The sequence below is a fragment of the Anaerocolumna jejuensis DSM 15929 genome (assembly GCF_900142215.1).
In the GTDB taxonomy this organism is placed as follows: domain Bacteria; phylum Bacillota; class Clostridia; order Lachnospirales; family Lachnospiraceae; genus Anaerocolumna; species Anaerocolumna jejuensis.
In genome coordinates this window covers 681519-707417 of sequence record NZ_FRAC01000006.1, presented here as the reverse complement: position 1 = coordinate 707417, position 25899 = coordinate 681519, and the positions used below count along the sequence as shown (strand labels likewise).

The window sequence follows — 25899 nt, the reverse complement described above, 5'->3', positions numbered from 1 at the left end:
ACTGGATTTATTTCCTGTTAACCTCTTTGGGTATTATCTGTTACTGGTTTTTTTATAATTGGAAGCAACTTCTTTCCAATCAACAATCTCAAAAAATGATTTGATATAATCAACACGCAGATTCTTATATTTCAGATAATAGGCATGTTCCCATACGTCAATTCCAAGAATAGGAATCCATTCACCCTTTGTTTCCATAATAGGGTTATCCTGATTGGGGCTTGAGCTCACCTGTAAGGCTCCGTTCTTATCAGCTGACAGCCATGCCCATCCGGAGCCGAATCTTGCAGCTGCGGCCTGGGAAAGCTTTTCCTTTAGTGCATCAAAGCTGCCAAAGTCCTTCCGGATTTGCTCTGCCAGTTCACCATCCGGTTCTCCGCCTCCCTTAGGAGAAAGGCTTGAAAAATAAAGATTATGGTTATAGAAGCCACCGCCATTATTCCTCAGGGCATTCTTTTGTGCCTCATCTGCAATGTCTGAGAGAGAAAGGAAGATTTCTTCAATGGACTTGCCTGCAAGCTCCGGAGACTTTTCCAGGGCAGCATTCAGATTATTTGTGTATGTGGCATGGTGCTTTGTATAGTGAGTCACCATCGTAAGCTCATCAATGTGAGGCTCCAGTGCGTTAAAGTCATATTTTAAATCTACTTGTTTAAACATAATCAGTCACTCCTTTTTATAATAGTATATTTAATGATAATGAGAATTAATATTATTTAATGTGATTACATTATGCCACATTAATTAATTTAATGCAATACAATTTTCTAAAATTTAATAATTTTTTATTTCACTTATTTTCAAAGCAAAGATATATGCCTTTCTTACTATATTTTATAAAGTTTTATCAAAGTAAAAAAAATTATTCTTAATATGGCAGTTTTGTTATTGACAGGCAAATTCAAATTAATTAAACTTGAAATTATTTATTTAATAAAGTAATATTGACAGAAGATAATAAATTACGTAGGAGGAGAAATATATAGGAAGCAGTTAAGCTGTCTATATATTAAATTTATTTATGAAGCTATTGAAAAATCTATCAGTCAGGGTAAAGCTGATACTCAGCTTTCTCATTATTTTAGTATTCGTTATTTCTACTGGAATTATAGCATCCACCAGTGTGAACAGGGTTTCAAAGAATGGCGAAGACATGTACGGCTATAACCTGAAAAGCATTGACATTCTGCATCAGATTAAGGAGAATAACCTGCAGATTAAAGCTTATTTATTGGAGGTGGTATATGCTCAGGATATGGCGACGACAAATACAATAATTCCTCTGATTGATAATCTGAAAACAAAGAATACATTGTTAATGAACGGCTATGAAAAGAATCTTCTGAAAGCGGATAATAAAAATGCATGGGATACCTATAAGGATGAGCTTACCAAATATAGAGATTCCAGGGAAGAAATTCTTAAATATGTGTCTCAAGGCAACAATACCATGGCAAAAGGCATGCTGGCAGAAAATGAAAAAAGCAGGCTTACAATGCAGGAACAGCTGGACAAAATGGTTGGAACGAACCAGAAAATAGCGGAAAGCAAAAATAAAGAGAATAAAGACAGCGTTTACAAGGTAAGCTTTGTCACAATTTTATTCTCTGTCCTTGGCGGATTTGCAGCCTTGGGATTTGGTTTCGCTATTTCCTTCCTCATAACAAAGAATTTAAAAACGGGATTACTCTTTGCCCAGGCTTTGGAAAACGGAGACCTGACCTATAAGGTACACTCCAGAAGCAATGACGAATTTGGAAAGATGCTTCTGTCTATGGGAAAGGCTCAGGAAAGAATGAGAAATACGGTGTCGGATATTATGGATAAGACCATGGAAGTAGCAGCCTCCAGCCAGCAGCTTTCTGCCGCTATCGAGGAGGTTTCAACTACCTTTACGGCCATTAACTCCAACACAGAAAACATTGTAAGCGGAATCCTGGATGTGAAAACCGCCACAGAAGAACTCACGGCAACCATAGATCAGGTCAATTCCGGCGTAACCCAGCTTGCAACCAATTCTTCCGATGGCAGCATGCACTCTTTGGAGATTAAAGACCGTGCCGTAAGCATCAAAGATAACGGAGTGAAATCCAGAAAGCTGGCAGATGAACTATATAGTGAAAAGGAAGAGAAGATACAGCAGTCCATTGAAAAATCCAAAGTAGTGGAGGAAATATCCATAATTGCAAGCTCCATTGCTTCCATCGCGGAACAAACAAACCTCTTATCCCTCAATGCGGCAATTGAGGCAGCAAGGGCAGGGGAACACGGCAGAGGCTTTGCTGTGGTTGCCGATGAAATAAGAAGTCTGGCAGAGCAGTCCACCAATTATGTAAAGGATATTGCAGAGCTTGTGGGAAAGGTCATCAGCTCAGTAAATGATCTGGCTGAGAATTCAAGGGAAGTATTGCAGTTTGTAGATAACAGGGTACGCGAGGACTATGATTTATTTATTGAAACCGGTGAAAGCTATGAGAAAGATGCTATCTATGTAAATGGACTTTCCCAGGATACGGCCTCCATGTCGGAGGAGCTTAATGCATCAACGGAAGAAATCAGCAGTGTAGTCCAAAGTATAGCAGGTAATATGGAAGGAACAGCGCAAAGCTCGGAAGAAATATTAAAACGAATGGACATAACCTCGAAGTCAATCGAAGACATGTCTAAAATGGCACAGAATCAGGCAATGATTGCGGAAAGCCTTCATAAAGCAGTTTCCGTTTTCAAAGTAAAAGAATAGAAAAGAGCCGGCTGCTTAGCAGCCGGCTCTCTTTTTCTATTTATTATAAATCTGAATGGGTTGGTTTCAGATTCTTATTTCCTAAGCAAGAGTATTAACAGCTTTGCTTAAACGGGAAACTTTTCTTGAAGCAGTATTCTTGTGATAAACGCCTTTGGATGTTGCTTTATCAATCTCAGAAATAGCAGCAAGTAAGCTTGTCTTAGCAAGTTCTTTGTCACCGGCAGCCACAGCGGCATCTACTTTCTTTATTGTAGTCTTAACTTTAGACTTGATAGCCTTATTTCTTAACGCTTTTGTTTCATTCACTAAAATACGTTTCTTAGCAGATTTAATGTTAGCCAAATCGTACACCTCCACAACTATATTTAAATTTTGATTCTTTGTTTCATTAAATCCGGACACGGACGTTCTAATGTAAACATACCATTATATAGTATTATAAAGCCTAACCTATGTCAATACATAAATTCAAAAAATATGCAAAAAATAAATAACAAGAACATAGAAGGAGGAATTATATCCAATGGGTAAATTAAATATGCCAAGGACTGACCTGGCATTGGAAGCCAGGGAAACTTTTCCCGAGGACGATGTTGAAATACAGGGAGTCCTGTTAAAAGAAGAATACAATAAAAAAAGGGATGTAAAGGTAACGACAGTTACGATCAAGGATGAGAGAGGCTCCAAAGCCATGGGAAAACCGATTGGTACCTATATTACAATAGAGGCTGCAAATCTTGATGTGAAGGATGAGAGCTTTCAGGAACCCATAGCCAAGGAGGTCGCCAAGTATATCAGACAAATGGCCGGTGAAGTAAGCGGAAAAGAAATCCTGGTGGCAGGGCTTGGTAACAGAGAGGTCACTCCCGATGCACTTGGCCCCCAGGTAGTGGATAATCTTCTGGTGACACGGCATTTGAAGGAAGAATATGGAGACGAGTTTCTTACTAAGAATAAGATGGGAAATATCAGTGCCATAGCACCGGGGGTCATGGCCCAGACAGGTATGGAAACCAGTGAGATTTTAAAGGGAATTATTCAGGAGACCAAACCGAAATTGGTCGTGGTGATAGATGCACTGGCTGCAAGAAGTGTAAGCAGGGTCAATAAGACAATCCAGATAACGGACACCGGCATCAGCCCGGGGTCAGGAGTTGGCAATAACCGAAAGGCACTTAACAAAGAAAGCCTTGGAGTCGATACGATAGCCTTAGGTATTCCTACGGTTGTGGATGCGGCCACCATTGTAATGGATTCCATGGAGCAGTTTATGCAGGGGCAGGGGTTTAAAGAACAGGAGATTAATCAGTTTACCAGTGAACTTGGTGAGCAGAGCATGCGTAATTTGTTTGTAACGCCTAAAAACATTGATGAAGCGGTTAAACAAATCAGCTATACAGTTTCTGAGGCTTTAAACCAAAGCTTTGTATAATAATTTTTATGAAGATGGTTTTTATAAATAGGATGTTTATATAATTTATAGATAAGAATGGTTTGATTGGCAAAAGGTTAGTTTTTCAAAAGGGGACGGCAGTTTGCACAAAATAGAAAGCTTCCTGCTTCATTCCAATGTATAAGAAGTCCTAATTCTCTGAAGCTTTTGTGCTGGACATATCATCAAACAGATAACTCGCTACGCTCAAACAATCTGTTTGAGGATATAGCACAAAAGCTTCAGAGAAAAGGACTTCTAATACATTTCCATAGGCGCAGGAAACTTTCTATTTTGTGCAAACTGCCTGTTGTTATATTGAAGCAGGACATTTGCTGATAATCATTTAAGAATTATTCGGGTGTCAGAATAGCATGTTTATAGAATGTGTACCTGGAGAATACATAGAGGTAAGCTAAGGCTAATTTATACCACCTGAATCAAGGATTTGATATTTAAGTTAATTATAATTTGTTTCTGTTTAAATTGAATTTCAAAGATAATTGTATTAGGAAGAAACTACAGCTTACCGGATGGCAATCTTATAGGATAGCCATAGTTTTTTTAGTTTATCCTAAAATCTTATCTCATAACCTTATCCTGATGCTGTGAAATTTGGGGGAAAATAGGTTGTTTTATTCTGGAATACGGAGCATGTCTTAAAATTTTCTTAAAATAACCTGGAAATGTTATCAGATAAAAATGTGAAGCATATGATAAATAAGGTGTTACTTTTTAATACTTAATACTTTATGAGGAGTTTGCTATGAGAAGATATCGCTATAAGGCTGAAAGATTTTTCTTTATGACATTATGGACAATTATACTAATACTAAGTTTTACAGTACTGATTAAGGGAATCAATGTACTCGGCAATAACAGTCTGGCGAAATCGAGTGAGTCTTTAAAGAAAAAATTTGTAACGGTTCTTTCTAATTATGTTTTGGAAACACACAGCCCTCTGCTGCACTACGTGGAATATACAAACGGAGACAGCAGCGGATATGCTTTTAACGGAATCATACATAGTTTTCCTATAAACGAATACGTAGCCAGGGCGGATACCACCAGTGAAAGGCAGTACATAGAAAACAATCCTCTTCTTTATACGACAAATAATCATACCCTTATGGGACCGACCGAATATTTGAACTTAATTATGCAGGGAGCAAGAGCGGCAGGCGAAGAAACTGCTGCAAACAGTGGGACAGATGATGGGGCAGTCGAAACGGAATCACAGGGCATTAGCAGCACCATGCTTCCCGTTGACATTATAAACGGTGAATTCTACATGGAAAATGAAGATACCAGCTCGATGGATGACTATGCGAAGCAGGCGGTCAGTTCGGGCAGCGGTGAGCACTATACGCTGAACCAGCTTGAAAACAAAGCTTTTTTATATAATAATTTTTATATCCTGGATAAGAGCACATCCATTAAGGAATCCCTGTTTGATGCAAAAAAGCTTTTGGATAAAGATATGACATTAAAAGCAAAAGCAGACAAGCCGCAGATACTGATTTACCACACCCACTCCCAGGAGGCTTTTGCCGACAGCAGGGAAGGAGCAGAGGAGGATACCGTTGTCGGGGTAGGAAATGTACTGACCGATCTTCTGGAGAAGACCTATGGGTATAATGTTATTCATGATAAAACGAAATATGATATGATGGGGGGATATTTGGACCGTAATCTGGCTTATAATTATGCAAAGGATGGTGTGACCAAGATTATTGACAAGAATCCTACCATAGAGGTATTAATTGATTTGCATAGGGATGGCGGCAATAAGAGGGCTGTCACCATAAATGGCGAGAAGGTCGCCAATGTGATGCTGTTTAATGGGCTGAGCAGAAATTCCAAGAATGAGGATATTGCCAACCTGTATAATCCCTATCTCCAGGCAAATTTAGCTTTTAGTCTGCAGCTTCAGCTTAAGGGAAGGGAATTGTTTCCGGGATATATGTATAAGAATTATCTAAAGGGCTTCCGCTTTAACCTGCATCTGCGTGAAAAATCGCTGCTAGCGGAAGTAGGGACCAGCAATAATACCGTGGCAGAAGAGAAAAATTCTATGAAATACCTGGCTGAAGTATTAAATCAGGTATTATCCGGAAAAAATTAACGGAGGATTACCGGACTTAAGTATTCAAAATTCTTGTCACTGCCAGTCTGATATGCTATAATACCCATATTGACCGAATTTAAAAGGTTTGAAAAAAGATTAATATTGTTTTGGCAGAATCGCAGGAGAGCTTGCGGTATGCATGGGTATTAAAGGGATTATTTTATATTGGCAGGAGGAACATAAATGATTGAACAAAGCAATATTCGCAATTTTTGCATCATTGCTCATATAGATCACGGCAAATCAACCCTTGCGGATCGTATTATAGAAAAGACAGGGTTACTTACCAGCAGGGAAATGCAGGCTCAGGTTCTGGACAATATGGAACTGGAGCGGGAAAGAGGCATTACCATAAAGGCCCAGGCGGTAAGGACCGTCTACAAGGCGAAGAACGGAGAAGAATATATCTTTAATCTCATTGATACGCCGGGACATGTGGATTTTAATTATGAGGTATCCAGAAGCCTGGCAGCCTGTGAGGGAGCAATACTGGTCGTAGATGCCGCACAGGGAATCGAGGCCCAGACCCTTGCCAATGTATATCTGGCACTTGACCATAATTTGGATATCATGCCTGTTATTAATAAGATAGACCTTCCCAGTGCCGAGCCAGAGAGGGTAAAGGCAGAAATCGAAGACGTAATCGGCCTGGAGGCACAGGATGCCCCTTTAATATCCGCCAAGATGGGAACCAATGTTGAAGAAGTATTGGAGCAGATCGTATCAAAGATATCTCCGCCCAAAGGTGATGTGAATGCTCCCTTAAAGGCACTGATATTTGATTCCAAATATGATTCCTACAAAGGCGTTATCATATTCTGCCGTGTAGTGGAAGGAAAGATTACAAGGGGAACTGACATCAAAATGATGGCAACAGGAGCCAGTGCCGAAGTAGTGGAAATCGGAACCTTTGGAGCAGGTCAGTTTATTCCCTGTGAAGAACTGACAGCCGGTATGGTAGGATATATTACAGCCAGCCTTAAGAATGTGCGGGATACCAGAGTCGGAGATACGGTAACAGATGCGGATAACCCCTGTAAAGAAGCACTTCCCGGTTATAAAAAGGTAAATTCCATGGTCTACTGCGGTATGTACCCGGCAGACGGTGCCAAATATCCTGATTTGAGGGATGCGCTGGAGAAGCTCCAGTTAAATGATGCGGCACTCCAATTCGAGCCGGAAACCTCTGCGGCTTTGGGCTTTGGATTCCGCTGCGGTTTTCTGGGACTTTTGCATCTTGAAATCATACAGGAAAGACTGGAAAGAGAATATAACCTGGACATTGTAACAACAGCTCCGGGTGTAGTATATAAGGTTCATAAAACCGACGGACAGGTACTTGAGATAACCAATCCGTCCAATTTACCCGACCCTTCCGAAATTGAGTATATGGAAGAACCCATGGTAAGTGCGGAAATTATGGTGACGACGGAATTTGTCGGCGCCATTATGAATTTATGCCAGGAAAGAAGAGGTATTTATCTTGGCATGGAATATATGGAAACTACCAGGGCGCTGTTAAAATATGAACTTCCTTTGAATGAAATTATCTATGACTTTTTTGATGCCTTAAAATCCAGATCCAAAGGCTATGCATCCTTTGATTATGAAGTGAAAGGATATGTCCGGTCAGAGCTTGTGAAGCTGGATATCCTCATTAATAAGGAAGAAGTGGATGCGCTTTCCTTTATCGTACATGGGGAATCTGCTTATGAGCGCGGCAGGAAAATGTGTGAGAAGCTGAAGGAAGAGATACCCAGACAGCTCTTTGAAATTCCAATTCAGGCAGCAGTCGGAAGTAAGATCATTGCCAGGGAAACGGTAAAAGCTATGAGAAAGGACGTACTTGCCAAGTGTTACGGCGGCGATATATCCCGTAAGAGAAAGCTCCTTGAGAAGCAGAAGGAAGGCAAGAAGCGTATGCGTCAGGTAGGTAATGTTGAGATACCACAGAAGGCATTCATGAGTGTCCTGAAGTTAGATGAGGATTAGTGTGAAATAAAAAGCATTTCACATCCTGATTTATGGCAGTGCCGCATCTGCAAACAGATGTGGCATGCAATGGGAGCTGGATTGAAAAATGCAACGCATTTTTAATCTTTTTATTTAAGCAGTATCACAAACAAGCTTACGATATGCAATGGGAGCTGATGGCAGTTTCACTAGTAAACTTGCAAAATGCGTGGCTTTTAAAATGAAAACTCTTCTGCTGTGGCAAAGGCAGAGGAGTTTTTTTCAAGGATATTAAAATTTTTTATTAATATAGGCAATAGAAAAAACATCGGTTAACAGGGAGGAAAATATCTTGGAGGCTAACATACTGGTAGTGGAGGATGATGAGGATATCAACCTTATAGTCAGGCGGTATCTGGAGAAGGAAAATTATAAGACTGCCGGGGCATTTTCCGGGACGGAGGCCAGACTTTTGCTGTCTATGAATACCTATGACCTGATTATACTGGACCTTATGATACCGGGAATTACAGGGGAAAAGCTTATGGATGGAATACGCGGGCAGTCCAATGTGCCTGTTCTTATAATATCTGCAAAGAGTTCCCTGGAGGACAAGGTAGGAATGCTAAAGGCCGGAGCCGATGATTATATGACCAAGCCATTTGAAAGAGAAGAGGTCCTGGCCAGGGTGGAAGCCCTTCTCCGAAGGAGCAGGCTTTCAACAGCAACGGCAAATACGGCAGCAAACAGCCTGTCAAAGGCAGATTATGTGCTGAAGCAGCTTGTTCTGAAGCCTTCCTCACGGGAGGTGCTGGTGAAGGATAATCCCGTGGAATTGACGGCCTATGAATTCGATATTCTCTGTTTTTTAATGAAAAATCCCGACTGCGTTTATACCAAAGAGCAGCTGTACCAGGAAGTGTGGAATTCCGGATATTACGGTGAGGATAATACCATTAATGTGCATATCAGTAATATCCGCAAAAAAATAAAGGAATTTGATGATGAAAGCTATATTAAGACGGTCTGGGGCATTGGATTTAAGATTGATAATAAATAAGGAATGTCTCTTCTTTATACTTTCTTTAAGTTTGGTTAAGTACATCTTTAATCCTTTTTGTTAAGCTGTTATATGTAAGCCGGTATTAAGAAACGGCAATCATTACAAAGGGAAAGGAGATCAGGATGGCAGAAATTATTGCAGCAGCCGGAAACCTGTCAAAGGAGTACCAGAATACAAAGGCCTTAAGTAATATTAATTTTGGATTAAGGCGGGGAGATATCTACGGGCTGGTAGGAAAAAACGGTGCCGGTAAGACGACCTTGCTACGGATATTGACCGGCCAGGCGTTTCTAACAGCAGGAAGTATATCCTTATTCGGGGAAAGCTCAAAAGAGGGATTAAGTAAAGGAAGAAAAAGAATCGGTGCTATCATTGAAGAGCCCGGCTTTTATTCCTATATGACGGCAAGAGAGAATCTGGAGTATTACAGAATACAAAGGGGAATACCGGGCAAGCGGTGTGTCCAGGAGGCATTGGAGGAGGTTGGCCTGGTAGATACGGGGAATAAGAAGTTCCAGAATTTTTCGCTTGGGATGAAGCAAAGGCTTGGACTTGCCCTGGCTTTGATGAACAAACCGGAGATTTTGCTGCTGGATGAACCGATTAACGGGTTGGATCCCTTCGGAATTGTGGAAATAAGGAATCTCTTACTGAAGTTGAATAAAGAAAAGAAGATTACCATACTTATTTCCAGCCACATATTAACGGAATTGACGAATCTGGTTACCTGTTATGGCTTTATTGACAGGGGAGAACTGATAAAACAGTTGTCAGAAGAAGAACTGCTGAAGGAGTGCGGCAAATACCTGGAGGTTAAGGTTGATAAGGCGGAACGTATGGCTGCGCTGCTGGAAACAAAATTAGGCTGTCACGCTTATAAGGTGACCTCCGATTACAGCCTTCATATTTTTGAATATCTTAATCAGCCGGAGCTTATCAGCCAGATGGCTGTGGAAAACGGTATCGGATTAAGATCGATTGCCCCTAAAGAAATGAACCTGGAGGATTATTTTATGCAGTTGGTAGGAGGTAAAGATGATGAAGCAATATATGAAAAGTGAGTTTTACCGCATCTTCCACAAATCAAGCACCTATGTCTTTATAGGGGTTAGTTCGCTGCTGTTATTAAGCTCCAATGTGGTTCTGGCTGTGGTGAAGCATATGGATAAAAGCTTTCCCTATGCAACTACCCGGTATTCGATTGGAAACCTGTATTCAAGCTTTGCAGCTATTTACCTCTTGTGCATTATGATAGCTTCCATGATATTCGGCAACGAGTATGGCAATCATACTATGAAAAACAGCATTTCCTATGGTATTTCACGGGGGACTTTATACTTTGGAAAGCTTATGGCTGAAATTGTTTATGCCGTTATTGCATTTGTTATAATTTCCGGAATTCATATTGGAAGTGCCTGCCTGCTGCTGGAAAATTCGGGGCAGGTAAATATTAACCTGTTTTTAAAGACGGCAGCCTTATTTTTCCCTCTTTTAATCTTTGCCATATGTGCCAGCAATTGCTTTATCTTCCTGTTAGACAATATTGGGTCGGCAATTGCGGCAATTACGGGATTACTGGTAGCCTTACCGCTGATATCCAATCTGCTGGGGATGTGGTTTGAATTTTTCCGTAAGCTGTCTCAGATTTTACCCTGGAATCTGATAAATAACACACAAATTGACTTTAATAAAATGGATATTATACTTCAATGGCATGAGAAAACAGGCTATTATTACTGGCTGGCAGGCATTATACAGTCGGTATTGGTGATTCTGGCAGGTTATCTGATATTTTCAAAAAAAGAAATCAAGTAGACAGAAAGGGCGGCATACATGATTTATCTGGGTATAGGATTGTGTATCATAGGGATTATACCGGCTGTTTCGCTTTTCACACTGATACTGATACTGAAATCGGTTAATGGACAGATGGACGAAATTGAAAAGCAGCCGGAGGAGAACAGGCAGCTTAAGAATCCTGATACCAGTCATTGCATGGAGGAGCTTTTACGCCGCATAAACCGTATATACCAATCAAGGCAGCAGGAAAGAATCCGCCTGCAGCGAAGAGAAGAAGGAATTCGGAAAGAGATTGAAAATATCTCCCATGATTTAAGGACACCCCTGACTTCCATACTTGGCTATATTGAGCTGATGGAGGATGAGGACATTTCAGAAAAGGAAAAAGAGGAATATCTGAAAATCATCAAAAAAAGGGCCAGGGGACTTAAAAGCCTGATTGATAATTTTTATGATATTTCCAGGCTGGAAGGAAAAAATTATCCTATTACAATGGAAACAGTACCGGTTCAAAGCACCATCCGTGAGACGGTCCTTGGCTTTTACCGGGAATTCGAGGATAAGCATATTCAGGTAGCGGTTGAGCTGGAGGAAACAGAGTGCTTTATTGCTGCCGATAAGGTACAGCTTAACAGAATACTTACGAATCTGATACAAAATGCATTAAAATATTGTAATAAATTTTTTGAAATACAGCAGGAGTGTAAAGCAGGGACCTGTTATATCCAGTTCAGAAACGATCAGGAGGGTATGAAGGAAGAAGAGCTTAACCTGATTTTTGGCAGATTTTATACCAGGGATGCTACCAGGAGCAGAGGAAGTTCCGGCCTGGGACTTACTATTATAAAGCTGTTGGCCGAGAAGCAAAAGGCATCTGTCAAAGCCTGGCTGGAAGAAGAGGTGTTTGTCATTGAGCTGCAGTTTCCTGTTGATGATATCACCTCCGAAAAGCAGAAAACAGAGTATCCGGAATAATCCAGGCTGCTCTGTTTTCTGTTTTTCGTGGCTGTGTTACTTGCGGCTTGAGTGTCATAAAGAGCTTTTTAAATGCAAAATCCAAACCAATCCACTGGTCCTCTATCAGGGTATCCTTAATTCAGTTTCATACGTTTGCGGTGCTGATAAATCTTATGTACTGATAAATCTTATGATTGTTGTGAATCCATATACTTTCGTGTTATACTTACTTATTATAATTCTGTTTAAAGAAATGACAAGAAATACAACTGTCAGGGAATATAGCTGTTATCCGGCAGGAGCCGTGCTTTCTGCCGGATTTTATTAGAGGTAACAGATGATATATATATATAACATAAGACATAAGGCTTAAGACATAAGATTTAAGACATAAGACTTAATATATAAGACTTAAAATATACGACATATAAAGATTTATGCTGTCGGACAGACTTGACAGTATATACTGACAGCAAGGAAGAGTAAGGAGGTACTGTCTGTTGAATAATAAGAAAAATTTAGGTCTATATCTTCATATACCCTTTTGCGAAAGAAAATGCCTTTATTGCGATTTCCTTTCTGCGGCGGCTGATAAAGAGACCAAGGACAGGTATGTGAATGCCCTGATAAATGAAATTACCAGCTATAAGGAATGGGCACAGGACTATCTGGTTAAGACCATATTCCTGGGAGGAGGAACTCCCACAAGTCTTAGCGGGGAAAACATTCTAAGAATAATGGAAGCGGCAGGAAATACATTTTTTCTGGATTCGGACACAGAGATTACCATTGAAGCCAATCCGGGTACAGTTGACAGAGAGAAGCTTCTTGCTTTTAAGGAGGCAGGTATCAACCGTATCAGTATGGGGCTTCAGTCAGCGGATAACAGGGAGTTAAAGCTCCTTGGAAGAATCCATACCTATGAGACCTTTGCCGAAAACTACTGCCTTGCCAGAGAGCTTAAGTTTGACAACATCAATGTGGATTTAATGTCCTCCCTGCCGGGGCAAAGCCTTAAGGATTGGATGTCCACCTTAAAAAAGGTGGCGGATCTGGAACCGGAACACATATCCGCCTACAGTCTGATACTGGAGGAAGGAACTTACTTTTACCGTAAATACAGTTCCCTTCCTTTGGATGAAGAGCTGGACAGGCAGATGTATTGGGAAACGGAGCATTATTTGAAGGACAGGGGATACCGGCATTATGAAATTTCCAATTATGCCAGGGATGGAAGGGAATGCCGCCATAATAATTCCTATTGGATAAGGGAAAATTATCTCGGCCTGGGACTTGGAGCATCCTCTCTGATAGAAAATACAAGGTTTCGCAAGGAAGATAATCTGGAAGAATATATAAGGAACGCAGGTGACCATGCTCTGACGGATAAGGAGCAGGAAGTGCTTACGGTGAAGCAGCAGATGGAGGAATTTATGTTTCTTGGACTCCGGCTTACCCGGGGAATCAGCAAGGCAGCTTTTCAGCAGAGCTTTCATGTAACTCTTGAGAACATATATAAGGAAGAATTAGACCGCTCCATAAAGGAAGGGCTGCTACAGGAGAACGGTGACAGGCTCTGTCTGACAGACAAGGGAATTGATTTAAGCAATACGGTTATGGCAAGGTTTTTGCTGGACAGTGAAATTGGGTAAATACAGCCGCTGCCGCAAAGTAATTTCCTGAAAAAAACAGCAGAATCATGAATAAAATCCTTGAAAAAATTTGAAAATAGCACTTGACAAAAGAAAAGTTAAGTGCTATTTTATGTATAAAGATATTAGCACTCTACCTGAGTGAGTGCTAACAATCAAAGAGCAGGAGGGATTCAATGGAACTGGACGAAAGAAAATTGAAGATATTACAAGCTATTATCCGCAATTATCTGGAGACAGGAGAACCGGTGGGTTCAAGAACCATTTCAAAGTTCACCGATTTGAATCTCAGCTCAGCAACCATACGTAATGAGATGGCAGATTTAGAGGAATTAGGGTATATATTGCAGCCCCACACCTCTGCCGGACGTATCCCTTCAGATAAAGGCTACCGCTTATATGTAGATACGCTGCTGGAAGATAAGACCCACGAAGTTGAGGATATGAAGGAACTGATTCTGGAGAAAGCCGGTAAATTGGACCAACTGCTAAAGCAGGTGGCAAGACTTCTGGCAGATAATACAAATTACACCACATTGGTAACGAAGCCTCAGTACCGCAGTAAAAAAGTCAAGTTTATCCAGCTTACCGAGGTGGATACCACACATATTTTAGCTGTTATCCTCATAGAGGGTAATGTTATTAAAAATAAGATTATTGAAGTTACAGATTGTCTGGATAAAGAAATTATATTAAAGTTAAACATTGTATTTAACACTTTCCTTCAAGGACTGGACCTGGCAGAGATAACCATGTCCCTGATACAAAAGATGAAGGAACAGGCAGGAAACTATAACTGGCTGGTAAGTAATATATTGGATGCGGTGGCAGAAGCCATCAGTGAGGAAGAAGAAGTAGAAATCTATACCAGCGGTGCCACTAATATTTTAAAATACCCGGAATTAAGTAATGTAGACAAGGTAATGGAGCTGATTGATACACTGGAAGAAAAGGATCAGCTTTCGGAAATGATCAACAATACACTGGATCCTTCGGAGTCCGGTGAAATTCAGGTCTACATTGGCAGTGAAACTCCTATACAGGCTATGAAAGACTGTTCCGTGGTTACAGCAACCTATGAGATAGAAGAGGGCGTTTACGGAAAGATAGGCATTATTGGACCGAAGCGTATGGACTACGAAAGAGTTGTAAATATATTGCATACCCTAATGGGGCAATTGGACGATATATTTAAGAAAAAAACCTAACAGAAGGAAAGGTGGTTTAAGTAAGTGGAAGATAAAAAGAATTCAATGGATGAAACCGTAAAGGAAAAAGATATCAAAGCGGATCCAGAGGCAAGCACTGAGGAAACGAAAGAGGTCAGAGGAGATAAAACTCTTGATACCCCTCTCGAAGAATCTGATATAGAGATGGCAGAAGAAGAAAATTCCGAGGATGAGGATGCGGAAGATACACCGAAGGATGATCAGAAATCCGGCAAATCTTTCTTCCGTAAAGACAAAAAAGAGAAGAAGGATAAAAAAGACCTGAAAATAGAGGAATTAAATGACAGACTGATCCGTAACATGGCGGAATTTGATAATTTCAGAAAGCGCTCCGAAAGAGAAAAGACCCAGATGTTTGAAATCGGCGCAAGGGATATTATTGAGAAGATTCTCCCGGTTATCGATAATTTCGAGCGTGGCCTTGGTGCCATATCGGAAGAAGAAAGGGAAAGCGCTTTTGCACAGGGAATTGAAAAGATTTACAAGCAGATGTTCGCAGCCCTCTCCGATGCAGGATTAAAGCCTATTGATGCCGTTGGGAAGCCTTTTGATCCGAATTTCCATAATGCCGTGATGCATGCCGAAGATCCGGAGCAGGGAGAGAACCTGGTAGCGGAGGAATTCCAGAAGGGTTACACCTACAGAGACACCGTAGTAAGACATAGTATGGTTAAGGTCGTAAATTAAAGCAACAGCTTATTTAAGCGAATCCACACAGATTCACTTTCATAAATAGAAAGATTAATAAACATAATAAAAGCAAACACTTATTGATAGAAGGAGGAACAAATCATGGGTAAAATAATAGGAATCGATTTAGGTACCACAAACTCATGTGTTGCAGTAATGGAAGGCGGTAAACCCGTCGTTATCGCAAATACCGAAGGAGCAAGAACAACTCCCTCCGTAGTTGCTTTCACAAAAACAGGAGAAAGATTAGTTGGTGAGTCTGCAAAGCGTCAGGCTGTTACCAATTCAGATAAAACAATTTCTTCTATAAAGAGACATATGGGAACAGATTTCAAGGTTTCTATTGATGACAAGAAGTACACACCTCAGGAAATATCTGCTATGATTCTTCAGAAGTTAAAGGCAGATGCAGAAAGCTATTTAGGTGAGAAAGTAACAGAAGCCGTTATTACCGTACCTGCTTACTTTAACGATGCTCAGAGACAGGCAACAAAGGATGCAGGAAAAATTGCAGGACTTGATGTTAAGAGAATTATCAACGAGCCTACTGCAGCAGCCTTAGCTTATGGTCTTGATAACGAGCATGAGCAGAAAATCATGGTATATGACTTGGGCGGCGGTACCTTCGATGTATCCATCATTGAAATCGGTGATGGTGTAATCGAAGTATTGGCTACTTCCGGTGATAACAGATTAGGCGGTGATGATTTCGATGAAAGAATCACCAGATATATGATTGACGAATTCAAGAAAGCAGAAGGTGTTGACTTAAGCCTTGATAAGATGGCACTTCAGAGATTAAGAGAAGCTGCAGAAAAGGCGAAGAAGGAATTATCCTCTGCAACTACTACCAATATAAACCTGCCCTTTATTACAGCAACGGCAGAAGGCCCTAAGCATTTTGACCTGAACCTGACCAGAGCGAAATTTGATGAACTGACACATGACCTGGTAGAAAGAACTACCGTTCCTGTTCAGAACGCCTTAAGAGATGCCGGACTTACATCTTCCGAGCTTAAGAAGGTGCTCCTGGTAGGCGGTTCCACACGTATACCTGCCGTTCAGGATAAGGTTAGACAGTTAACAGGCCAGGAACCTTCCAAAACCTTAAATCCTGATGAATGTGTTGCTATCGGTGCTTCCATTCAGGGAGGTAAGTTAGCCGGAGATGCCGGTGCGGGAGATATCCTTCTCCTGGATGTAACTCCTCTGTCCTTAAGTATTGAGACAATGGGCGGTGTAGCTACCAGATTAATTGAGAGAAATACAACCATTCCTACCAAGAAGAGCCAGGTGTTCTCAACAGCCTCCGATAACCAGAGCGCAGTTGATATCAATATTGTACAGGGTGAAAGACAGTTTGCCAAAGACAACAAGAGCCTTGGACAATTCCGTCTGGATGGAATTCCCCCTGCAAGAAGAGGAATTCCTCAGATTGAAGTTACCTTTGATATTGATGCCAATGGTATCTTAAATGTATCCGCAAAGGACCTGGGAACAGGAAGAGAACAGCACATCACAATTACAGGCGGCTCCAATCTTTCTGATTCAGATATCGATAAGGCAGTGAAGGAAGCTGCTGAATATGAAGCACAGGATAAGAAGCGTAAGGAAGCCGTAGAAGTCAGAAATGACGCAGATTCCATGGTGTTCCAGACAGAAAAGGCATTGACCGAGGTCGGTGACAAGATTAATGCAGACGACAAGACAAAGGTTGAAGCTGACTTAAATCACTTAAAAGATTTAATCCAGAAATCCAATCCGGAAGTTATGTCTGATGGTGAAGTTGAGGATATCAAGGCTGCCAAGGAAAAATTAATGGAAAGCGCTCAGGCTTTATTTGCAAAACTGTATGAGCAGTCACAGGGAGGCCCGGCACCTGATATGTCAGGAGCACAGGATGGTGCACAAAATGCCGGAAACACTTACGGCGACGATGTAGTTGACGGTGACTACAAAGAAGTATAAATACAGTGATTAGATATTTGCTAAAGTTTTTGCTTGACGATTGTAGGATAATTCATTAAAATATGATTTGACTTGTCGAATCAGGTGAAAATGCAGATAAATTACAATAGGCAGTCGAAGGACTGCCTATTTCTCAATATAGAGAATAACGCTTTAAGGTTTTAGGAGGATGGACATAGTATGGCAGATAAACGTGATTATTACGAAGTGCTGGGGATTTCCAGGACTGCAACGGATGATGAAATAAAGAAAGCATACAGGCAGCTTGCAAAAAAATACCATCCCGATGCTAATCCGGGAGATAAAGAGGCAGAGGTTAAATTTAAAGAAGCCTCGGAAGCCTATGCTGTTTTAAGTGATGCCGATAAGAGAAGGCAGTACGACCAGTTCGGACACTCTGCCTTTGAAGGTGGTGCCGGCGGAGCAGGCGGATTTGATTTTAATAATATGGATATGGGAGATATCTTTGGGGATATCTTTGGTGATTTATTTGGCGGCGGCAGAAGCAGAAGAACCAGTAATGGACCTATGAAAGGACCCAATGTCCGTGCAGGTGTAAGAATTACCTTTGAAGAAGCGGTAACCGGAACGGATAAGGAGCTGGACCTGAACCTGAAAGAAGAATGTACTACCTGTCATGGAACCGGAGCAAAGCCCGGAACCAGTACGGAGACCTGTAAGAAGTGCGGCGGCAAGGGCCAGGTGGTATATACCCAGCAGTCTTTGTTCGGAATGGTTCGAAATGTACAGACCTGCCCCGATTGTAATGGAACAGGTAAGGTTATTAAGGATAAATGCAGCGTATGCTATGGAAGCGGATATGTAACCAGAAAGAAGAAGATACAGGTATCCATACCTGCCGGTATTGATAACGGCCAGAGCATCCGTATCAGAGAAAAGGGTGAGCCGGGTACTAACGGCGGAGAGCGGGGCGATTTATTGGTAGAGGTTACCGTATCCCGTCATCCGATATTCCAGAGACAGGAATACGATATCTTCTCAACAGCACCGATATCCTTTGCCAAGGCAGCTTTGGGCGGTGATGTTAAAATCAGTACCGTTGACGGAGATGTCCTCTACAACGTAAAGCCGGGAACACAGACCGATACCAAGGTAAGACTTCGCGGAAAGGGAATTCCAACACTGCGTAATAAGCAGGTCAGAGGTGACCATTATGTAACCCTTGTGGTTCAGGTCCCGATGAAACTTACCTCCGAGCAGAAGGAGCTTTTGCAAAAGCTGGAGGATTCCATGGAGGGAAAAGTGGAAGCAGAAAACCATGAGCCGGATAAGGAAAAAGGAAAGAGAAAACTTTTTGGAAAAGATAAATAATACTTCCCATAAGAGAACATTCAGGCAGTCAGGAGAAATGGTATGAAATGGGTAAAACTTACTCTTAAGACCTTAACAGAAGCGGTTGAACTGGTAAGTGATATGTTAATGGACTTAGGAATTGAGGGCATTGAGATCAAAGACAATGTACCGATAACCGAAAAAGAACGAAGAGAATTGTTTATAGATATCCTTCCGGAACTTGATACAGACAATAAGGAGGCTTTCATCAGCTTTTATCTGGAGGAAGAGGATAATAAGGAAGAGGTCATTCAGTCTGTGAAAGAGGGACTGAAAGAGCTGTCCCAATTTGTCGACACCGGCTCCGGTGAAATTGAAATATCCGAAACAGAGGATGTGGACTGGATCAACAACTGGAAAGCCTATTTTAAACCCTTTCGTTTAGATGATAACATTGTTATAAAGCCCACCTGGGAAGAGCTTACAGACAAAAAAGAAGGAGATATCGTAATCGAATTGGATCCGGGCACTTCCTTTGGCACCGGCTCCCATGAGACTACCAAGCTTTGCATTCTGGCTCTTAAGAAATACCTGACTCCCGGTATGCAGGTGCTGGATGTGGGGAGCGGCAGCGGTATCCTTTCCATCATTGCATCGAAGCTTGGAGCTGAAAAGGTTCTTGGAACGGATATTGACCCCCATGCTGTGGAGGCTTCCATAGAAAATAGGGGCGTGAATAAGATATCCGGGGAAAAGGCAGCCTTCTTAAGCGGAGATATCATGTCCGATGAGAGCTTAAAGGAAACCGTAGGAATGGAAAAATATGATATTGCCGTAGCCAATATTCTGGCAGATATCATAATTCCCCTGTCCGGAAAAATCGGTGTGCATTTAAAGCCCGGCGGGCTCTTTATCAGCTCCGGTATTATCAATACAAAGAAAGAGCGGGTTTTGGCTGCTGTAAAAGGAAATGGCTTTGACATATTGGCAGTGGAGGAAATGGGTGACTGGGTTTCTGTCATAGCGAGAAAGTAAGGGTTCAAAACCGGTATACGCCGATATAAATTTAGAAAGATCCTTTTTGAGGAAAGGTTATGATAGAAAATGCACCGTTTTTATATACAGAATAATCAAATACAAAATGGAAGTATCAATCTGACAGGAGAAGATGTCAACCATATAAAGAATGTCCTTCGGATGAAAACAGGAGAAAAGGCTGTCCTGTGCAACGGCGAAGGGAAAGATTATTATTGCAGTGTGCTTGAAATACGAAATGATATGGTGGTCTTTTCCATAGAAGAGGAAAAGGCTACCGGAACTGAACTGAGAGGAAAAATATTCCTCTTTCAAGGACTGCCCAAAAAAGATAAAATGGAATTAATCATACAGAAGGCCGTAGAGCTTGGCGTGTATGAGATTATACCGGTGATGACAAACAGAACGGTTGTTAGGCTGGAAGACGCCAAAAAAGAGCTGAAAAAGCTGGAGAGATGGCAGGCTATATCGGTCAGTGCCGCAAAACAGTCCGGAAGAGGTATTATACCAAGAGTCACAGAAGTTCACGGGTTTAAGAAAGCGCTGGAGTATGCAAAAGCTTTGGACGTGAAGCTGCTGCCTTATGAAAATGAAAGAGGGATTCCTTTCACAAGAGAGACCCTGGATAAAATAAATCCGACAGATAATGTCGGGGTTTTTATAGGTCCCGAAGGGGGCTTTGAGGAAAAAGAAGTACAGGAAGCAAAGCTTAATGGCTTTATTCCCATTACTCTGGGAAAAAGGATATTAAGAACGGAGACAGCCGGACTTACAGCACTTTCACTCTTAATGATGAAAATGGAAAGTGAAGAATAACGGCGTCTGCATAAGAAAACCTTTGCCTGTAATAGAAAACTTTGCCTGATGAAAAGAGGATAGAGATGGAAATTTATTTGGATAATGCTGCTACCACAAGACCCTATGATTCTGTTAGAAGAATCGTGTCGGAAACCCTGGATTCTGACTATGGGAATCCTTCTTCCATGCATGGAATGGGAGTGAAGGCTGAGAGGTATGTGAAAGAAGCAGCAGAAATCATAGCAAAGAATCTAAAGGCAGAACCCAAGGAGATAATTTTTACCTCCGGAGGAACGGAAAGCAACAATCTGGCAATTATAGGAACGGCACTGGCCCTGAAAAGAAAGGGAAACCACATTATCACAACTGTCATAGAGCATCCGTCAGTACATAACCCCCTGCTATTCCTGGAGGAGAACGGATACCGGGTAAGCTACATACCGGTAGATTCCCTGGGAAGAATAAAGGAAGAGGAATTGCTGGAAGCGGTATGTGAGGACACGATACTGGTTTCTCTTATGTATGTCAATAATGAAGTGGGTTCTGTTCTGCAGCTAAGTGAACTGAGCCGTAAAATCAAGGAAAAAAATCCTTCTGTTTATATACATGCAGATGCCATACAGGCCTTTGGTAAATACAGAATTTACCCGGCAAGGGAAGGAATAGACCTTCTGTCTGCCAGCGGACATAAAATACATGGGCCAAAAGGAGTTGGCTTTTTGTATGTAAACAGCAAGGTTAAGATAAAGCCCGTCCTCTTTGGAGGAGGGCAGCAAAAAGGAATGCGTTCCGGCACGGAAAATGTTCCCGGAATCGCAGGACTTGGACAGGCAGTGAAAGAATGCTTTTCGGATTTGGAAGAAAGAATCCGGAAGCTCTATGAGATAAAAGAGTACTTTATTTCCCAGGTAGGGGAGATAGAGGGGACCTCTGTGAATTGTATCGGAGAGAATATAAAGGATACGGCTCCTCATATTTTAAGTGTCAGCTTTGAAGGAATTAAGAGTGAGGTGCTGCTCCACGCTTTGGAGGATAAAGGGGTGTATGTTTCGGCAGGCTCAGCCTGTGCTTCCAATCATCCGGGACTTAGCGGGACCTTAAAGGCGGTGGGAATCCAAAAAGACCTTTTGGACTCCACTCTTCGGTTCAGCTTTTCAGGATTTACGACCAGAGAAGAAATCACCAGAACAGTCGAAATATTAAAGGAACTGGTTCCGGTTTTGCGTAAATACAGCAGGCGGTAGTATTTAAGAGGCGTAGCTGCAGAACTAATATTTGGCAAACTCAGATTAAAAATAACAGGTAAAATCATAGTAAGAATAACTGGTAACATCAGAGTAAAAATATACGTTTAACTCAGAATAAGAATATCCGATGCAACTGGAATAGGAATATCCAACAAGACCGGATAGAAAGAGGATTTATGTACAAAGCATTTTTGATAAAATATGCGGAAATTGGCATTAAAGGCAAGAACAGGTATCTGTTTGAAAATGCCTTAAGGGACCAGATTAAAAATGCCCTGAAAGAGCTCGGCAACTTTCTGGTAACCAAGGAGCAGGGGAGAATCTATGTAGAATGCCCGGATGATTATGACTATGAGGAAACGGTAGAGGCCCTTAAAAGAGTCTTTGGAATAGCATGGATATGCCCGGTCATGATAGTGGATACCATTGACTGGGAACAGCTGAAAACAGCTGTGGGTGACTATGTGGAAGAAAGATACCCTGACAGGAATTTTACCTTCAAGATGGAGGCTAAAAGAGCAGATAAGAACTACCCACTTACAACACCTGAGATGTGTGTGGACATGGGAGGTTATCTTTTGGACCGCTTTTCTGAGCTTAAGGTGGATGTTCATAATCCCCTGGTTCGTATTATGGTTGAAGTGAGAACACGCTCCTATGTTTATTCCGAGGTCATTCAGGGCCCTGGAGGAATGCCTGTAGGAACAAGCGGTAAAGCAATGCTTTTGCTTTCCGGAGGGATTGACAGTCCTGTTGCTGGATATATGGTTGCCAAAAGAGGAGTTGCCATAGATGCCGTATATTTCCATGCACCCCCCTATACCAGTGAACGGGCAAAGCAAAAGGTCGTGGACCTGGCAAAGCTTATATCACGCTATACAGGCCCTATAAAACTTCATGTTATTAACTTTACGGATATTCAGCTGTATATTTATGAAAAATGCCCTCATGAAGAGCTTACCATCATTATGAGGCGTTATATGATGCGGATTGCACAGGCCATAGCAGAGGAAGCAGGCTGCCTTGGACTGATAACCGGAGAGAGTATCGGACAGGTTGCCAGTCAGACCCTCCACAGTCTGGCATCTACCAATGAGGTCTGCACCATGCCGGTATACCGTCCGCTAATTGCCTTCGATAAGCAGGAAATAGTAGACATCTCGGAAAAAATCAATACCTATGAGACTTCTATTCTGCCTTTTGAGGATTGCTGTACCATATTTGTGGCAAAGCATCCTGTAACAAAGCCCAGCCTAAAGGTAATCCGCCATTCGGAAAGATCGTTGGAAGAAAAGATTGAAGAATTAACAAAGACAGCCCTGGAAACCGATGAGATAATAATGATTTATTAAAAGAATAAAAATTATAATAATTAAAGGAATATAATTTAAAGCAGTAAAATAGAAGTAATAAAATTGAAGCAATTGAAATTAATTCCATAGAAACTGAATTTATAAATTTTGAATTTGTAGATATTGGAGTTTCAGAAATTGGAGTTACAGAAATTGCAGCGATAGAAAAGAAGGACCGCCATACTTTAGGTAATCCGGATGGAAGAGGTTCCATGATTATCCCTTACACTGGAATTAAGACACCATATATGTTTTTTGACAGTGCAATTAGGAAGATCAGGGCCTTTTTCTATCCTTTGCAATTACCGCACAGCAGCCTCTGAAATGAAATAAAAAAGAGGATACAAATTACGTATCCCCATTAAGTAACCCTTGACCTTTCGTTATTCAACGATATAAGGATTTAAAATACTAAGAATCTTTTCTACGCTATCTTCGCTATGAATATTTAAATCGATGGGCTTGGATAAATCCAAACTGAAAATACCCATGATTGATTTTGCATCGATTACGTATCTACCAGATACTAAATCAAAATCAGAATCAAACTTTGTGACATCATTTACAAAGGATTTAACCTTATCAATTGAATTAAGAGAGATTTTAACAGTTTTCATTGTAACTCCTCCTTTATTATAGATTTTGCTAGGATAATCACCTATCTTTATTACACATATATACTACAATTTCGGGTTTTAAAAGTCAATATACAAAGTAAATAAAAAAAAGCATGGACGAGGGCAGATTGCACTAAGAACCAGAATATACAGGCCCTATGCTTCTCGATTTACAAGACAGGAAAGGATATGAATGGAAATTCAGATGAACAGGGATGATAAACTTAAGACAGCGGCTTTTCTTACACTGGGCTGTAAGGTGAATTCCTATGAGACAGAGGGAATAAAAAAGTTATTTGAAGAAGACGGCTTCCAGGTAGTTGAATTTCATGAAAAAGCAGATGTTTATGTGGTGAATACCTGTACCGTAACCAATATAGCAGACAGAAAATCACGCCAGATGCTGCATAAAGCCAGAAAAATGAATGAAGATGCTATTGTTATGGCAGTGGGCTGTTATGCCCAGGCAGCCGGGGAACAGCTGAAAGAAGACGAAGCAATTGATATAGTGGTCGGAAATAATAGAAAAAAAGATATTATAAAAATACTAAAAGCTTATATTGATGACAATACTATAGATAGTATCATAGATGTCTCAAAACCGCTTGCCTATGAAGAACTGGAAATTGCAGATATATCTGAGAAGACCAGAGCCTATATTAAAATACAGGATGGCTGTAATCAGTTTTGTTCCTACTGTATCATACCTTATGCCAGAGGAAGAGTCAGAAGCCGTGGCACAGAGTCAATAATGAAGGAAGCAAAACACCTGGTGGACAGGGGCTATAAAGAAATTGTCCTGACCGGAATTCACCTTTCTTCTTATGGCATCGATATTGACAATATCAGTATCAGTGAAAATCACCATCTTCTGGATTTGATAACAGAACTTGATGCCTTGGAAGGACTTGAAAGAATCAGGCTTGGGTCATTGGAGCCTAGGATTGTTACGGAAGACTTTGTAAAGGGACTGGCAGCTTTAAGAACCTTCTGCCCGCATTTTCATTTATCCTTACAAAGCGGCTGTGACAGGACCTTGGAGCGGATGAACCGGAAATATACCACAGGAGAGTACTATGAGAAATGCTGCCTGATTAGAAGATATTTTGAAAATCCGGCAATTACAACAGATGTTATCGTCGGCTTTCCGGGAGAGACGGAGGAGGAATTCCAGCAGACAAAGGAATTCTTACAAAAGATAGACTTTTCTCAAATGCATATATTTAAATTTTCTCCAAGAAAGGGCACTAAAGCTGCTCTTATGCCGGAGCAGGTAAAAGAAGAAATGAAAGCGGAGCGCAGCAATATACTCCTGTCTCTGGAAGAGGAGATGGCAAAGAACTACCGAAAGCTTTTTATTGGGAGAACAGAACGGCTCCTGGTGGAGGAAGAGGTCGAAATTGACGGTATAAAGTACCAGACCGGGCACAATGAAAGGTATTTAAAGCTGGCGGTGAAATCAGAGGAAAACCTGGCAAATAATATACTTTTCGTGGCAGTAAAGGAATTTCTTAACAAAGAAATGATGATTTGTGAAAGTATGGATTGAAATTTGTTCCGTTTTATATTAATATATAAGTAAATACATTGTGCGAAACAGTATCAGTAAAGGACGTGAAGTTATGCAGGAGATGAATAATACGCAGTTTTTTAAGGTTCAAAAAGAAAATGAGATATCCGTACGAGAGATTATTTCTACCGTATATACAGCCATGACGGAAAAGGGCTATAATCCGGTAAATCAAATAGTAGGATACATCATGTCCGGAGACCCTACCTACATAACCAATCATAAGGGTGCCAGGAGTTTGATTATGAAAGTAGAGCGTGATGAAATTCTGGAACAGTTACTAAACGACTATATTGACCGCAATCTGAAATAAATATCAGGGACCCTGTGCTTATTGGAGCAATAGGGGCATACTTTAAGCAGGAAGGATTA

General features: G+C 41.1%; 22 protein-coding genes. 19 read left to right on the top strand and 3 right to left on the bottom strand.

Translation table 11 applies throughout. The annotated features are described in order from the left end of the window. Positions 1-33 precede the first annotated feature (33 nt). Positions 34-660 (bottom strand): superoxide dismutase, encoded by a 627-nt coding sequence (locus tag BUB77_RS03160; protein ID WP_073272789.1) that lies wholly within the window; start codon positions 658-660, stop codon positions 34-36. Positions 661-1030: 370 nt separating this feature from the next. Here BUB77_RS03160 and BUB77_RS03155 point away from each other — a divergent pair, with 370 nt between their 5' ends. Further along, positions 1031-2740 (top strand): methyl-accepting chemotaxis protein, encoded by a 1710-nt coding sequence (locus BUB77_RS03155; RefSeq protein WP_170866566.1) that lies wholly within the window; start codon positions 1031-1033, stop codon positions 2738-2740. 81 nt (positions 2741-2821) lie between these two features. Here the strand turns inward: BUB77_RS03155 and rpsT are convergent, their stop codons facing one another. Next, positions 2822-3085, bottom strand: coding sequence for a 30S ribosomal protein S20 (rpsT, locus tag BUB77_RS03150; protein WP_073272785.1), 264 nt, complete (start codon positions 3083-3085; stop codon positions 2822-2824). Positions 3086-3266: 181 nt separating this feature from the next. On the opposite strand from rpsT, the gene gpr reads away from it, so the two are divergent. The 16 genes from gpr to thiI all read left to right on the top strand — a co-directional run bounded on the left by gpr (position 3267) and on the right by thiI (position 23340). Then, positions 3267-4175, top strand: a complete 909-nt coding sequence (gpr, locus tag BUB77_RS03145; RefSeq protein WP_073272783.1) for a GPR endopeptidase — start codon at positions 3267-3269, stop codon at positions 4173-4175. Between the two features lie 766 nt (positions 4176-4941). Further along, a complete protein-coding gene (locus BUB77_RS30375) occupies positions 4942-6300 on the top strand; it encodes a stage II sporulation protein P (RefSeq protein WP_242962348.1) in 1359 nt (452 codons plus the stop codon). Positions 6301-6486: 186 nt separating this feature from the next. Continuing rightward, entirely contained in the window at positions 6487-8295 is a 1809-nt protein-coding gene (gene lepA / locus BUB77_RS03135) for a translation elongation factor 4 (protein WP_073272781.1), read from the top strand. 313 nt (positions 8296-8608) lie between these two features. After that, the gene (locus tag BUB77_RS03130; protein ID WP_139241089.1) at positions 8609-9316 is read left to right on the top strand and encodes a response regulator transcription factor; all 708 of its coding nucleotides are present in this window, start codon (positions 8609-8611) and stop codon (positions 9314-9316) included. Between the two features lie 125 nt (positions 9317-9441). Further along, a complete protein-coding gene (locus BUB77_RS03125; RefSeq protein WP_073272777.1) occupies positions 9442-10380 on the top strand; it encodes an ABC transporter ATP-binding protein in 939 nt (312 codons plus the stop codon). Beyond that, a complete protein-coding gene (locus BUB77_RS03120; RefSeq protein WP_084123878.1) occupies positions 10355-11134 on the top strand; it encodes an ABC transporter permease in 780 nt (259 codons plus the stop codon). Before BUB77_RS03125 ends, BUB77_RS03120 begins: the two co-directional genes overlap by 26 nt. Before the next feature lie 18 nt (positions 11135-11152). After that, positions 11153-12094 (top strand): sensor histidine kinase, encoded by a 942-nt coding sequence (locus tag BUB77_RS03115; protein WP_073272773.1) that lies wholly within the window; start codon positions 11153-11155, stop codon positions 12092-12094. A gap of 482 nt (positions 12095-12576) precedes the next feature. Then, the gene (hemW, locus tag BUB77_RS03105) at positions 12577-13728 is read left to right on the top strand and encodes a radical SAM family heme chaperone HemW (protein ID WP_073272769.1); all 1152 of its coding nucleotides are present in this window, start codon (positions 12577-12579) and stop codon (positions 13726-13728) included. Between the two features lie 176 nt (positions 13729-13904). After that, the gene (gene hrcA / locus BUB77_RS29335) at positions 13905-14936 is read left to right on the top strand and encodes a heat-inducible transcriptional repressor HrcA (RefSeq protein ID WP_139241088.1); all 1032 of its coding nucleotides are present in this window, start codon (positions 13905-13907) and stop codon (positions 14934-14936) included. Positions 14937-14960: 24 nt separating this feature from the next. Then, positions 14961-15644, top strand: coding sequence for a nucleotide exchange factor GrpE (grpE, locus tag BUB77_RS29330; RefSeq protein WP_139241087.1), 684 nt, complete (start codon positions 14961-14963; stop codon positions 15642-15644). A gap of 105 nt (positions 15645-15749) precedes the next feature. After that, on the top strand, positions 15750-17615 hold the full coding sequence (gene dnaK, locus BUB77_RS03095; RefSeq protein ID WP_073272767.1) for a molecular chaperone DnaK: 1866 nt from the start codon (positions 15750-15752) through the stop codon (positions 17613-17615). Between the two features lie 180 nt (positions 17616-17795). Then, the gene (dnaJ, locus tag BUB77_RS03090; protein WP_073272765.1) at positions 17796-18947 is read left to right on the top strand and encodes a molecular chaperone DnaJ; all 1152 of its coding nucleotides are present in this window, start codon (positions 17796-17798) and stop codon (positions 18945-18947) included. A 42-nt stretch (positions 18948-18989) separates the two neighbouring features. Further along, the gene (gene prmA, locus BUB77_RS03085) at positions 18990-19943 is read left to right on the top strand and encodes a 50S ribosomal protein L11 methyltransferase (protein ID WP_073272764.1); all 954 of its coding nucleotides are present in this window, start codon (positions 18990-18992) and stop codon (positions 19941-19943) included. 69 nt (positions 19944-20012) lie between these two features. After that, positions 20013-20759: a 16S rRNA (uracil(1498)-N(3))-methyltransferase gene (locus BUB77_RS03080; RefSeq protein WP_073272762.1), complete on the top strand. Its 747-nt coding sequence runs from the start codon at positions 20013-20015 to the stop codon at positions 20757-20759. Positions 20760-20824: 65 nt separating this feature from the next. Continuing rightward, the gene (locus BUB77_RS03075; RefSeq protein WP_073272761.1) at positions 20825-21985 is read left to right on the top strand and encodes a cysteine desulfurase family protein; all 1161 of its coding nucleotides are present in this window, start codon (positions 20825-20827) and stop codon (positions 21983-21985) included. Positions 21986-22164: 179 nt separating this feature from the next. Then, on the top strand, positions 22165-23340 hold the full coding sequence (gene thiI, locus BUB77_RS03070) for a tRNA uracil 4-sulfurtransferase ThiI (RefSeq protein WP_073272760.1): 1176 nt from the start codon (positions 22165-22167) through the stop codon (positions 23338-23340). Positions 23341-23723: 383 nt separating this feature from the next. On the opposite strand, the gene BUB77_RS03065 is transcribed toward thiI, so the two are convergent. Continuing rightward, on the bottom strand, positions 23724-23957 hold the full coding sequence (locus BUB77_RS03065; protein ID WP_073272758.1) for an HPr family phosphocarrier protein: 234 nt from the start codon (positions 23955-23957) through the stop codon (positions 23724-23726). Between the two features lie 193 nt (positions 23958-24150). Here BUB77_RS03065 and mtaB point away from each other — a divergent pair, with 193 nt between their 5' ends. Both mtaB and BUB77_RS03055 read left to right on the top strand, forming a co-directional pair. Then, positions 24151-25506 (top strand): tRNA (N(6)-L-threonylcarbamoyladenosine(37)-C(2))-methylthiotransferase MtaB, encoded by a 1356-nt coding sequence (mtaB, locus tag BUB77_RS03060; protein WP_084123877.1) that lies wholly within the window; start codon positions 24151-24153, stop codon positions 25504-25506. Between the two features lie 73 nt (positions 25507-25579). Continuing rightward, complete coding sequence (locus BUB77_RS03055) at positions 25580-25840, top strand: IreB family regulatory phosphoprotein (RefSeq protein WP_073272757.1); 261 nt, start codon at positions 25580-25582, stop codon at positions 25838-25840. Positions 25841-25899: the final 59 nt, after the last annotated feature.